Origin of the sequence: Winogradskya consettensis (assembly GCF_018332715.1) — a bacterium.
GTDB classification, from domain to species: Bacteria; Actinomycetota; Actinomycetes; order Mycobacteriales; family Micromonosporaceae; genus Actinoplanes; species Actinoplanes consettensis.
Genome location: NZ_BOQP01000078.1, coordinates 1 through 11,221, shown reverse-complemented (window position 1 = coordinate 11,221; position 11,221 = coordinate 1). Strand labels below are relative to the sequence as shown.

The following is an 11,221-nucleotide window of genomic DNA, read 5'->3' as shown; positions in this document are numbered from 1 at the left end:
TTGCCGTCCGGTGTCCGGGCTTCGGGGGAGTCGCGTCGTAGCCGGGTGGTGTGGCCGAGAGCTTTTCCGAAGGCCCGCCGGACCTTGTGCTCGCGCCGGAACTCTTCGGTTGCCGGGGAGTAGTTCCGGCGCCGTGTAGGGTCACGCATCCACGCCAGTTCAACGGTCGTGAAAATCTCCAGCTGAGCGTATTTCATTCCTTTATTGTTCTCAGGGTGTTCCATGATCGGAAGGGTGGGTGTGCCATTGTCGGGTTGAGGGGGATCACACATATTCGAATGGCAGATAGCGAGTATTCTGATAGCCGTGAAGTGGTGGTGGATGGATCCCGGGAGGCGATCCTCGTGCCATGAGTTCGTTGGCCGTCTTGTTGTCATCGGCATGAGCGGATGGCCGCGGGGTCTGTCCGCGGCGTCACGCTGGGCTGCTGGTTACAGCTGACGTCGTGCCGCGGCGGGAGAGAAGGGCGCTGCCGGACCCATCTCGGATGATGACCTCTTATGAGGATCGGAAGAGGTAAGCGAAATCTTGCCTCTCCACTGGATACCGGATCAGAGCGATGTCTCCATCGCTGCAGGTCAAGTGCAACGCCGAGACGTGCGATCTACGATTCGTAGCCGATCGGAGAATAAGTGGGTCGCTGATCCCAATCTGCATCCACCTGTAAGTGGTCACCCCGTCGATCGCTCCTTGCGCGTTGGTCTGCACAAGTCTCTTACCGGGGGTGATGTAGTGCTGTTCAGTGCAGTTGAGGCACGTCGGGTCAGACGGTGGCAGTCGGTAAGTGCGCCCTACTCCTGAAGGCGGCGACGGCGATCAGCGGGAGCCCGGCCGCCTATTCTTTCGCGGCGAGCCCCGCAGGCGTTGTGTAGGAGGCGAGGAACGCGAGTTTGTCAGCGCTGTCCGAGCCGGGGTCGGGGTGGTAGATCGCGAGAACGAGGGTCTGCGCGGTGTCACCGATGATCATCTTTTCGCGGTTCAGCGTCATGGTACCGACGAGGGGATGGTCGATGACGATGGGCCAGCTCTGGCGGGCCTGGACGTCGTGCTGGGCCCAGAGGGTGCGGAATCGTTCGCTGGCGAGGGACAGTTCGCCGACGAGTTCGACGAATCGGTCGTCGTGGATGTCGGTGCCCACTGAGCGGCGGAAACCGGCCACGAGGCGGGCAGTCGCGTCGTCCCAATCAGGGTAGAGAGCTTGTTCGGCGGGGTCGAGGAAGACCGCGAGCATGCGGTTCTGCCCGGTGGCGATGCGGGGCGACAGGGCCGTGGCGAGCGGGTTGGCGGCGAGGACGTCGAAATAGCGGCCCTCGACGAACGCTGGTAACGGCAACGATGTCAGAAGCTTGCTGACGCCTTCGGGCACGGTTTCACGTACGCGTCGCCGCCGGGACCGTAGTGGTGGCTGTTCGGCGAGGGAGAGCAGGTAGGTGGTCCCGGTCGCGTCGAGGCCGTACACGCCGGCAAGGGCTTCGAGGATCTGCCGGGAGGGCCTGCGGTCGCGGCCCTGCTCCAGGCGCAGGTAGTAGTCGGGGCTGATTCCGGCCAGAAGTGCCACCTCGGCCCGGCGCAGTCCCGGCACGCGACGGTTCTGCCCGCCGGGCAGGCGGACCTGCTCCGGGCGGACCCGTGCACGTTGTGCGCGCAGGTAGTCGCCGAGCAGGTTTTCCCTGGAATCCATACCCGGATGATAGGTCGCGGGAGACTGCCTGGTCGTGGTCCTGCGGGGACCACTGTCGCGGGGGCATACCCGGCGCCGCCCCGTCGGGGGCAGCATTGTTCGCAGGTCGAAGCGCGATGAGTGACATGGAAGAAGCAGAATGAGTGGACTGGCTGTGGTGACGGGTGGGTCGTCCGGGATCGGCCGCGAGTACGCGCGCCGGCTGGCGTCGCAGGGCGTGGATCTGATCGCGGTGGGGCGCCGTCAGGAGCGGCTCGATGAGCTGGCCAAGGAGTTCCCCGACGTGACGGTGCAAACCGTGGGCGCCGACCTTGCGACGCTGGACGGTATCCAGCAGGTGATCGCCGCGGTGGGGGACCAGCCGGTGACGATGCTGGTCAACAACGCCGGCGTGGCTCACTACAAGGCGTTCGTCGAGCTGACGCACGAGGAGGCAGCCGAGCTGGTCGGGGTGAAGGCTCTCGCCCCGACCCTGCTGACCCGTGCGATCGCGCCGGGGATGGTCGAGCGCGGCGCCGGGCAGATCGTGAACGTCGCGGGGATGATCGCGTTCAGCGGTCCTGCGTCCCTGGACCAGGTTCCGCTGCGCCGGGCCCTGTACGCGTCGGGCCTTGCCTACGCGGTTGCCCTGTCACAGACCCTGCACGCCGAGCTGTCCCCCCACGGCGTCAACGTGCAGGTCCTGTGCCCGGGTGTGGTCGCCACCGAGTTCCACGAGCGTCAGGGCATGGACCTGAGCGCGGTAGCCCGGATGAGCGCCGCGGACGTCGTCACCGCGAGTCTTCGCGGCATCGAACTCGGCGAGGTCGTGACCGCACCCGGCGTCGAACAGCACGACCTGCTGCAGAAGGTGTTCGAGGCCGACCTCGCGGCGTTCGGCGCACAGTCGCCGGAACTGGCGAGCCGCTACCGCTCCTGACAGGTGGGGGTGGCGCCATCAGCGTCAACCATGTCCCGGTTCACGGGATCGGTTCGAGGGGTTTGTCGAGAGCGAGGGTGAGTTCGGCGATCCGCCACACACCGCCGTCCTGCCGCAGCCCCAACGTGTAGACGCCGGTCGAGATCACCTGGTTGTCCCTCGTCTGCAGCAAAGTGGCCTGCACCAGCGCGCTGTCACCGTCCGCGGCCGTGACCACGACATTACCCAGGTGGTGCCGTACCCGCCCGGTCTGCGCGGCGTGCCCGTCACGGACGAAGCCCAGCACCGCAGGGCGTCCGGCAACCGGTCCGAGCACGCCCTGCCCAGGCGCCGCGAAGGTCCACGTGGTGTCCTCGGTCAGCACGGCTTCCAGCCCCGGCACATCAAGCTCGTCCAGCGCATGCGCGTACTTCGCGACAACCTGCTGCAGCTCGGCGATCACGACGCGACCGTCAGCACGATCTTGCCCTGAATATGGCCCTGCGCAGCCCGGGTGTGCGCGCTGCCGGCCTCGGACAGCGGATAGGTGCTGTCGATCCCGACCTGAAGCGAGCCCTCGTCGAACAGCCGCGCGATGTCGGCGAGCTGAGGCCCGTTCGACCGCACCTGAATGTTCGACACCGTGATGCCCAGCCGCGCCGTCTCCGCCTCGTCGTATTCGGCGAAGAACACCGGAAGCATCGTGCCGCCGCGCTTGAGCGTACGCAGAAAGAGCTTGCTCTCCGGCCCGCCGACCGCATCGATCACCACGTCGACATCGCTGACCACATCCGCGGCCCGCGTCGTCGTGTAGTCGATGAACTCGTCCGCCCCGAGCTTGCGCAGGAACTGCTCGTGCCGCCCGGACGCCACCGCGATCACGCGTGCACCCTTCCATTTCGCCAACTGCACCGCGAAATGCCCCACTCCACCGGCAGCCCCGTTCACCAGCACGGTCATCCCGTCAGTGATGGGAACCGGCTGATGCACCTGCCCGGTGAACGGCGACGCCACGTTATGACCGAGATCAACCAGATACTGCCAAGCGGTGAGTACGGCCATCGGGGCCCCCGCCGCCCGAACGTGATCGAGCTCGGCCGGCTTGAGCGCCAGATCCGAGGCCGGCGCGGCAACGTATTCAGCGTACGTGCGACCGTCGAACCCGGGAAACCGCAGCATCCCGAAAACCGCGTCCCCCACGGCAAAATCCTGAACGTCCGGAGCAACCGCCTCGACCACGCCCGACATATCCGTACCGGGAGTCAGCGGATACTCCAATGGCGGCCGCATCTCAGGCGGCATGACCTTGAGACCCTCCCGCAGATACCAGTCCGGCGGATTGATGCCCACCGCGTGAACCCGGACAAGCACCTCACCCGCACCGATCTCGGGAACGGGCACCTCGTCGTACTGAAGAACTTCCGGGCCGCCAGGCTCGTGGAACTGAATCGCCTTCATCACGCCTGCCGCTTTCTCGAGGAAACGTCTACCCCACGAGTCAAAGCCCGCACCCGCGCCGCCGTCCAAGACCTGTCCGGCAACCCCGGCATGCTGAAACGGCATGGCTAGAGTGGGATGGGTGAACGACCTCGGGCAGGACCTGGAACTGCGGCTCGTCCGCTACTTCACCGCCGTCGCGGAGCACCGGACCTTCGCCCGCGCCGCCGCCGAGCTCCACGTGGCCCAGCCCGCCCTCAGCCGCCAGATCCAGCGCCTCGAAAAACGCCTCGGCGCGCGCCTGCTCGACCGCATCCCGCAAGGAACCCGCCTCACCCCGGCCGGCAAGGCATTCCTCCCGCAAGCCCAGGCACTGCTACAAGCAGCCCTTCAAGCCGAGCTGACCGTACGCGACCAGGCCGCCCTCGATCGCCTCACCATCGGATACGCCGAAGACCTCGTGATCACCCCGGCCGTCCGCGAACTCCGCCACCGCCACCCCGCCGCGGAAATCACCACCCGCCACCTGAGCTGCCGCGACATAGGAGCCCTGTCCGACGGCCGCGTCGACGTCCTGGTCGCCAGATCCCCACTGCCCCTCGCTGCCGCCGACATCCGCACCACGGTGCTGTACGAGGAGCCCCGCATGCTCGTCGTACCCGTCGGACACCCCCTGGCCGGCCGGGCCTCGGTGACGTCGGAGGAGCTGGACGCCTTCCCGGAGGCCCCCTGCGCGTACGAGATGCCCGGCTGGACCACCTACCGCCTCCTCGGCGCGGACGTCCCGATGGTCGAAAGCTACGAGGACAAACTCGAACTGGTCGCCGGCGGCCAGGCCATCGCCGTCCTCCCCATCGGCGACCGCCGCACCACGCTCCGCCCCGACCTGGTCACCGTCCCCCTCGACAACGCCCCCACCAGCAAAGTCATCATCGTCAGCCGCAAGGACGACCCCAACCCGATGATCAGAAACTTCCGCCTGACAGCCAAGTCCGTCCTCACCAAGCAGACGGCATGATCTCCTCCGCATGGCACCGGCCGGTGATTGCCGGCGTGATCGCCGGGCTCACCGCGACACTCCTGACCGGATGCCCCTCCTCAAGCGACGCGGAGCAGTCCTGCGCGTCACCTCCCCCGGGAAGCACCCCCACGTCATGCAACGACAACAACCTCTGACGCGATGACGATGCGGACCGGAGATGATGCGGATCGGGCGGCGATCGCGGAGTTGGTGGAGGTGTTCTTCGCCGCGTTCAAGACGGGGATGGATGCCGAGGCGCTTCGCGAGCTGTTCCTGCCACAGGCCACGATTGTGCGTACATGTGGGGATGTGCCTGTGGTTTATGGGGTGGAGAGCTTTATCCGGCCGCGTGCCGAACTGCTCGACAGCGGCAGGCTGACCGGCTTCCGCGAGTGGGAGGAGTCCGGGCGCCTCGACGTGTACGGCGACATCGCCCAACTCTTTTGCAGCTACGCCAAGTCCGGGGTGCAGGACGGGCAGCCGTTCACCGGCCGGGGGATGAAGACGTTGCAGTTCGTCCGGACGGCCGCGGGGTGGCGGATCAGTGCTCTGGCATGGGACGACGAACGAGCCTAGAAGTCCTCCGTGGTCACTCGGTCGTCGAGGATCCCGCCCGGTGGCCACGCTCCAGAGCGTTCTGTACGCACATCACCAGTTCGGGGGCCCGGAAGGGCTTCGCCAGCGTCGTGGTCGCTTGCGCCTGTTCGGGACGGGTGTCGCCCGGGGCGAGACTGCCGCTGACGAAGATCACCGGCAGATCCTTCGTCGCCGGGTCGGCGCGTAACTCCAGGCACAGGTCGACGCCCGACATCACCGGCATGTCGATGTCGCTGACGACGCCTGCGGGCCGGTGCTCACGCACGGCGGCGAGGGCGGCGGCTCCGTCGGCCGTTTCGATCACCGTGTAGCCCGCGCGGCGGAGAACACGAGCGGTGATCATGCGGATGTCGTCGTCGTCCTCGGCCAGCACCAGCAGCGTCATAGAACGGGCCTCTCGTCGATTTGCCCTGTTTGTCAACGCGACTGTAGAACAGTGACGGGATTACCTACACGGTGTAGGTCATGGACGCGGACGGTTCCTCCGATCGGGTGACCGGGCTGTCGAATTTCCATCAGGACGGCCCAGCGCCTCGACCGTACAGGGCCGTCCGAACAGGTGTGCGGGCTGCAGACGATGACCACCACCATGGAGGTCGGCAGGGTCCGAGGGATGCGCTGATCCCATCGGCACGGCAGACTGCCAGCGATGAGCGGCGATGGGACACACGGCGACGCAACTGAACAAACCGGCACCGGCTGGGTGCTCGGTGGCCGCTACCGTCTCATCTCCAAGGTGGGCGCCGGCGGCATGGCCGTCGTCTGGCAGGCCCATGACGACGTCCTGGCTCGCACTGTCGCCGTGAAACTCCTGGCTGCTCACCACATCGGCGATCCCCAGTCGCGCAGCAGGATCCGTCACGAGGCTCGGGCTGCGGCGGCCTTGTCCCACCCCAACATCGCCCAGGTGCACGATTATGGCGAGGCTGACGTGGCCGGGGAGATCGTTCCCTATGTGGTGATGGAACTCGTCCGTGGTGGCACGCTCCACCAGCGGCTCAATGAGGGACCGGTGCTACCCCGCTACGCGATGAGCGTGTGTGCGGAGATCGCCGCCGCTCTGGCTGCCGCGCATGTCGAGGGGCTGGTGCATCGCGACATCAAGCCGGCCAACGTCATGCTCTCCCCGACCGGGGCCAAGGTGGTCGACTTCGGCATCGCGGCGGCGATCCAGCCGTCACAGGCCGGCGCTGAAGACTTCGAGGTGCTCGGTACGCCGGCCTACCTCGCTCCCGAGCGCCTGCTGTACAACGCGGTGGAGCCGGCGTCGGACGTCTACGCGCTCGGTGTTCTCCTCTACCGGCTCCTGGCCGGACACTCGCCGTGGACCAGCGAGACGACGACCCAGATGCTCACGGCGCACATCTACGTGGACCCCTTCCCGTTGCTGCCGATGTTCCAGGTGCCCGACTTCGTGACCGCGCTGTGCAATCGCTGCCTGGACAAAGACCCGGCCGAACGCCCGAGCGCCCGTGAGGTGGCGGCACTGCTCGCCCACGGCGCCACCAAGACGGTGCGTGACGACGAGACTCCCAGTAGCGCTTCTCCCGTCGAGCCGGTTGCCATGAACGAAAACTTGCCGGGGAGAACTGACCCCGTGGCCGGTCAGCGACCTCCGGCGGAGGCCGACCCGAAAGCAGCACAGGCGCCGGGCGTACGCGGACGACGCGGCCTGGTGCCGTACATCATGGCGCCGTTGATCCTGGTGGCAGCGGCCATCACGACAATTGCGCTGCTGCATCCCTCCCGGCCGGAGGCGACCGCGCGAACGCCGCAGGTAAGCGTCAAGCCGCCACGTGCGGCAACCACGAATCCGGCCCCCAAGGTGTCGATCACGTCCACTGCACCGACGCCAGGCGCCACCGGCGTCAGTCCGAGGGGCGCAGCCCGCACGACGGCCGGTCGCGTGACTCCCGGCGCGGTAGCCGGAGAGGACACGACGACCACCCCGGCGGGCACTCCCACTTCCTCGAGACCGGAGCCGGAGGCGACCACAACCACAACTACAACCGCAGCCGCTCCGCAGGAGCGAACACTCTCATCGGCCGCCGGAACCGTCCGCGCGACCTGCCCCGCCACCGGCACAGCGCACATCCTTTCCTGGTCGGCCATCAAGCCCTACAAGGTCATCGACGGTGACACGGAAGCCGGGCCGGCTCCGGAGGTGTCCTTCAAGCACGGCAACACGCAGGTCACCATGACCGTCACCTGCAGCGGCGGCGTTCCTTCGGCGACCAGCACCTGAGCGCCGCCCTGCTGCGGGCAGCCGAGACCGACTCCTCGCCCGGCACCCAGGACAGCGGTCAGAAAGAGCGGGCGCGGGATCGATCCCGCGAACATTTCGTCGCGGACCAGGTCATACAATCCGCCGACGCACCGCTGATTGAAGGGACCGCCTGATGAGCACCACCTACGCGATCACGGTCGACGGCCACCTCGACGACCACGGGGCCGACCGGTTCCGCGGGCTCGGCATCGCCCGCAACGACGACGGCACCAGCATCCTCACCGGGCCGATCACCGACCAGGCCCAGCTGTACGGCGTCCTGGCCGCGCTGAGCGGTATCGGAGCCACCCTGCTGAGCCTGCGGGTGATCGAACCGGCGCCGTCGCCGGTGCTCGACCGCCCGCTGCACACCGACCGGCTGACCATACGACCGGCGAAGGCCGAAGACGCCGAGGCGACCTGGAGCTTCCGCCGGCTCGACGCGGTCACCGAATGGCTGACGTCGCGCCCGGCCGGCTTCGACGACTGGCGCACCGTGTTCAGCGCCCCCGCACGCCTCGCGACCACAGCCGTCGTTGAGCTCGACAACACGATCATCGGCGACCTGATGCTGCGCCGGGAGGACGCGTGGTCGCAGCAGGAGGTGGCCGGGCAGGCGACGGGTACGCAGGTGGAACTCGGCTGGGTGCTCGATCCCGCCCACACCGGCAGGGGATACGCCGCCGAGGCCGCCGGCGAGCTGATCCGCTACTGCTTCGAGGATCTCGGCGTCCGGCGGATCGTGGCTGTCTGCTTCTACGACAACGAGGGCTCCTGGCGGTTGATGGAACGCCTCGGCATGCGCCGGGAACAGCACGGCGTCCGCGACTCCCTGCACCGCAACGGCCAGTGGCTCGACTCGCTCGGCTACGCCATCCTCGCCGAGGACTGGAAACCCACCAGGCCGTGACTCCGGCGTAGGCAGTTGTCGCGGCGCCGCCGTAGTTCAGGCGTTCCCTGCCACTTCCCGACAATCCAGGCGCTGAAGTGTACGGATTCCTCTCCGCGGCCTACCTGCAGCCGGCACAGATGGATCGCCGAGCCTGGCCCTATCTGCACGCCCAGTTCCTCGTCCAGCTCTCTGACGAGCGCAGCTGGTTCTGTCTCGCCCGGCTCCATGTGTCCGCCGGTCAGGTCCCACACGTTCGGGTAGACAGGGCGATCGCCCTGGAGGCTGTAGGCGCTCACCGGCAGTGGTGGGGGAACGATCAGGCGTTGAGGCCGAACAGTTTGCGGGCGTTGCCGGCGGTGAATTTCTCGCGGTCCTCGTCGCTGGCGAATGCGGTGAGGAAGTCGCGGATCTCCGGCTGGGTCGGCTGCTGGAACGGGTAGTCGGTGGAGAAGATCAGCCGGTCGATCGTGGTGACTTCGAGGGTGTGGTGCAGCAGTGCCGGGCTCAGCATTCCGGAGCTGGTGATGTGAAAGTTCGAGCGTACGTATTCCGAGGCTTTGCGCTGGAGGCCGGTGATCCGGGTGAGGCTGTTCGTGCGGTCGCTCCAGAATGGCAGGAGCTCGCCCCAGTGACCGAGAACGATCTGCAGGTCGGGGTGCCGGTCGAAGGTGCCGCGGGCGATGAGGCGTAGCGCGGCGAGGGCGGCCTCGATGTGCCAGCCCCAGCTGAACGTCGCGAGGGCGAGCTCGGTCATCGGGTCGAAGCCGCTGTAGGCGGCGTCGCGGATCGCGGGGGAGGGGATCTGCGGGTGGATGAACAGCGGTTTGCCGAGCGCGGCCGCGGTGGCGAACAGGTCGTCGTAGCGGGGGTCGTCGAGCGGGACCTCGCCCGTGCGGCCGTAGACCATGGCGCCGACGAAGCCCAGCTGGGCGGCGCGTTCGAGCTCGGCGGCGACGGCTGATGGTTCGGCCATCGGCAGGGTGGCGAAGGCGCGGAAACGCGCGGGGTGCTTGCTGACCGCCGCGGCGGCGAGGTCGTTCAGGTCGCGGCTCAGCGGCACGGCGTCCGCGGGGTCGAGCGGCCCGGTCGCCGGTGGGGCGAGCGACAGGATCGCCAGGTCGATGCCCTGAGAGTCCATCTGCGCGATGCGGGCGTCGCCGATGTCCTCCAGCCGGGCCAGGTGGTCGCCGATCTCGTTGAACGCGAGGCTGTCGTCACGACGCCCCGCGGGCAGCGCCTTGAGGGCCGCCGCCAGCCCGGGGGTGGTCCAGTGCTCCTCGATACCGATCAAAGCCATGGTGCGTCCCATCTCGCTAAACACTTGTCGAGTGAACCGTAGCAGGTTCGCTAAACATGTGTAGAGTGAGTGCTGTGAGCGGCACCACGAGAGACGCGAAACGCGCCCGGACGGCCCAGCGGATCCTGGAAGCGGCCCAGGAGGAGTTCGCCACCCACGGCTACAAAGGCACAACGGTCCGCGCGATCGCCGAACGCGCCGGCGTGCACGCATCGCTCGTCATGCAGCACTACGGCACGAAAGCCGACCTTTTCGCCATCGCCGTCCAACTCCCCAAGGACAACCCCCAGGGCGCAAAAGACCACCTCATGGACGTTCTTGATGTACGCCTGGGAGAACTGCCCCCCGAAACGCGCGCCCTCGTCCGCTCGATGCTCACCTCACCCGAAGCCGAAGCGTCCGTCCGCACATTCCTCGACGAACGCGTCAACAATCTCGAGCAATCGTTCGAGGGCGACGACGCTCAGGTGCGCGCACTGCTCGCCGTGAGCAGCATCCTCGGCCTCACGATCGCCCAGCATTTCCTCAAACTGAGCGCGTTCGATGACGTTCCCCACGAGACGCTGGTCAAAGCCGCCCACGCGTGGCTGTCTGCCAAGACGTAACCGATCGACCGACGCGAGTGGGAGTCCTGGCAGCCCTGGATCGACCTGTTCGAATCGGCGGGCTACACCCCGATCGCACCGGGCTGGCCCGGCGTCCCCGACACCGTCAAAGACGCTCGCGCCAACCCCGAAAGCATCGCCGACTACGGTACGCCTTCGGCAACGCCCTCACCCCCGACGAATCCGACGCCCTGTACGAACAATGGGTCATCCCCGCCCCCGGCAAGCCGCTGTTCGAAGCCGCCACCGCAAACTTCTCCACCCATTCCCCGGCCGCAGTCGAAACCGGCAACAACGACCGAGGACCGCTGCTACTCGTCATGGGCGGCCGCGACCACACCGTCCCCGAAGCCGTCACCAAGGCAACCTTCAAGCAGTACCGCCACTCCACCGCCGTCACCGAACTCCTCGAATTCCCCGACCGCGGCCACAGCCTGACCATCGACGCGGGCTGGCGCGGGGTTGCCGAAGCGTGCCTGTCCTGGCTCGGCCGCAAAGCCGAATAAACCTAGACGAGTAAGTCCTAA

14 protein-coding genes are annotated in these 11,221 nt (G+C 67.3%); 7 read left to right on the top strand and 7 right to left on the bottom strand.

Annotated features, from left to right (window positions below):
* Positions 1-197: hypothetical protein (locus Aco04nite_RS47335; protein WP_213003719.1), on the bottom strand; the 197-nt coding region annotated here is incomplete at its 3' end.
* 638 nt (positions 198-835) lie between these two features.
* Entirely contained in the window at positions 836-1,681 is an 846-nt protein-coding gene (locus tag Aco04nite_RS47330) for a helix-turn-helix domain-containing protein (RefSeq protein WP_213003718.1), read from the bottom strand.
* A 139-nt stretch (positions 1,682-1,820) separates the two neighbouring features.
* On the opposite strand from Aco04nite_RS47330, the gene Aco04nite_RS47325 reads away from it, so the two are divergent.
* The gene (locus Aco04nite_RS47325; RefSeq protein WP_213003717.1) at positions 1,821-2,600 is read left to right on the top strand and encodes an SDR family NAD(P)-dependent oxidoreductase; all 780 of its coding nucleotides are present in this window, start codon (positions 1,821-1,823) and stop codon (positions 2,598-2,600) included.
* A gap of 40 nt (positions 2,601-2,640) precedes the next feature.
* Here Aco04nite_RS47325 and Aco04nite_RS47320 read toward each other — a convergent pair whose 3' ends face one another.
* Positions 2,641-3,042 (bottom strand): nuclear transport factor 2 family protein, encoded by a 402-nt coding sequence (locus tag Aco04nite_RS47320; RefSeq protein ID WP_213003716.1) that lies wholly within the window; start codon positions 3,040-3,042, stop codon positions 2,641-2,643.
* Positions 3,039-4,142 carry an NADP-dependent oxidoreductase gene (locus Aco04nite_RS47315; protein WP_244876818.1) on the bottom strand — a complete coding sequence of 368 codons (1,104 nt, stop codon included), beginning with the start codon at positions 4,140-4,142 and terminating at the stop codon, positions 3,039-3,041. Before Aco04nite_RS47315 ends, Aco04nite_RS47320 begins: the two co-directional genes overlap by 4 nt.
* Positions 4,143-4,158: 16 nt before the next feature.
* On the opposite strand from Aco04nite_RS47315, the gene Aco04nite_RS47310 reads away from it, so the two are divergent.
* A complete protein-coding gene (locus Aco04nite_RS47310; protein ID WP_213003715.1) occupies positions 4,159-5,034 on the top strand; it encodes a LysR family transcriptional regulator in 876 nt (291 codons plus the stop codon).
* Between the two features lie 162 nt (positions 5,035-5,196).
* Entirely contained in the window at positions 5,197-5,613 is a 417-nt protein-coding gene (locus Aco04nite_RS47305) for a nuclear transport factor 2 family protein (protein WP_244876817.1), read from the top strand.
* Positions 5,614-5,626: 13 nt separating this feature from the next.
* On the opposite strand, the gene Aco04nite_RS47300 is transcribed toward Aco04nite_RS47305, so the two are convergent.
* Positions 5,627-6,019 (bottom strand): response regulator, encoded by a 393-nt coding sequence (locus Aco04nite_RS47300; protein ID WP_213003714.1) that lies wholly within the window; start codon positions 6,017-6,019, stop codon positions 5,627-5,629.
* Between the two features lie 264 nt (positions 6,020-6,283).
* Between Aco04nite_RS47300 and Aco04nite_RS47295 the strand changes: the two genes are divergently transcribed.
* Together Aco04nite_RS47295 and Aco04nite_RS47290 are read left to right on the top strand one after the other, a co-directional pair.
* Positions 6,284-7,879: a serine/threonine-protein kinase gene (locus Aco04nite_RS47295; RefSeq protein WP_213003713.1), complete on the top strand. Its 1,596-nt coding sequence runs from the start codon at positions 6,284-6,286 to the stop codon at positions 7,877-7,879.
* A gap of 154 nt (positions 7,880-8,033) precedes the next feature.
* Entirely contained in the window at positions 8,034-8,810 is a 777-nt protein-coding gene (locus tag Aco04nite_RS47290) for a GNAT family N-acetyltransferase (protein ID WP_213003712.1), read from the top strand.
* Here Aco04nite_RS47290 and Aco04nite_RS47285 read toward each other — a convergent pair.
* On the bottom strand, positions 8,768-9,043 hold the full coding sequence (locus Aco04nite_RS47285; RefSeq protein WP_280519506.1) for an NUDIX domain-containing protein: 276 nt from the start codon (positions 9,041-9,043) through the stop codon (positions 8,768-8,770). The genes Aco04nite_RS47290 and Aco04nite_RS47285 overlap by 43 nt on opposite strands.
* 65 nt (positions 9,044-9,108) lie before the next feature.
* Positions 9,109-10,089 carry an amidohydrolase family protein gene (locus tag Aco04nite_RS47280; RefSeq protein ID WP_244876816.1) on the bottom strand — a complete coding sequence of 327 codons (981 nt, stop codon included), beginning with the start codon at positions 10,087-10,089 and terminating at the stop codon, positions 9,109-9,111.
* Positions 10,090-10,163: 74 nt separating this feature from the next.
* Between Aco04nite_RS47280 and Aco04nite_RS49895 the strand changes: the two genes are divergently transcribed.
* Positions 10,164-10,694, top strand: a complete 531-nt coding sequence (locus tag Aco04nite_RS49895; RefSeq protein WP_280519504.1) for a TetR/AcrR family transcriptional regulator — start codon at positions 10,164-10,166, stop codon at positions 10,692-10,694.
* Positions 10,695-11,014: 320 nt separating this feature from the next.
* Positions 11,015-11,200 carry a hypothetical protein gene (locus tag Aco04nite_RS47270; RefSeq protein WP_213003709.1) on the top strand — a complete coding sequence of 62 codons (186 nt, stop codon included), beginning with the start codon at positions 11,015-11,017 and terminating at the stop codon, positions 11,198-11,200.
* The last annotated feature ends 21 nt before the right edge of the window (positions 11,201-11,221 follow it).

Bases quoted from the DNA above. Each gene is read 5' to 3' on its own strand.
- Aco04nite_RS47290 (WP_213003712.1), top strand. From the start codon at position 8,034: ATGAGCACCACCTACGCGATCACGGTCGACGGCCACCTCGACGACCAC.
- Aco04nite_RS47300 (WP_213003714.1), bottom strand. From the start codon at position 6,019: ATGACGCTGCTGGTGCTGGCCGAGGACGACGACGACATCCGCATGATC.
- Aco04nite_RS47330 (WP_213003718.1), bottom strand. From the start codon at position 1,681: ATGGATTCCAGGGAAAACCTGCTCGGCGACTACCTGCGCGCACAACGT.
- Aco04nite_RS47315 (WP_244876818.1), bottom strand. From the start codon at position 4,142: ATGCCGTTTCAGCATGCCGGGGTTGCCGGACAGGTCTTGGACGGCGGC.
- Aco04nite_RS47270 (WP_213003709.1), top strand. From the start codon at position 11,015: ATGGGCGGCCGCGACCACACCGTCCCCGAAGCCGTCACCAAGGCAACC.
- Aco04nite_RS47295 (WP_213003713.1), top strand. From the start codon at position 6,284: ATGAGCGGCGATGGGACACACGGCGACGCAACTGAACAAACCGGCACC.
- Aco04nite_RS47305 (WP_244876817.1), top strand. From the start codon at position 5,197: ATGACGATGCGGACCGGAGATGATGCGGATCGGGCGGCGATCGCGGAG.
- Aco04nite_RS47325 (WP_213003717.1), top strand. From the start codon at position 1,821: ATGAGTGGACTGGCTGTGGTGACGGGTGGGTCGTCCGGGATCGGCCGC.
- Aco04nite_RS47280 (WP_244876816.1), bottom strand. From the start codon at position 10,089: ATGGCTTTGATCGGTATCGAGGAGCACTGGACCACCCCCGGGCTGGCG.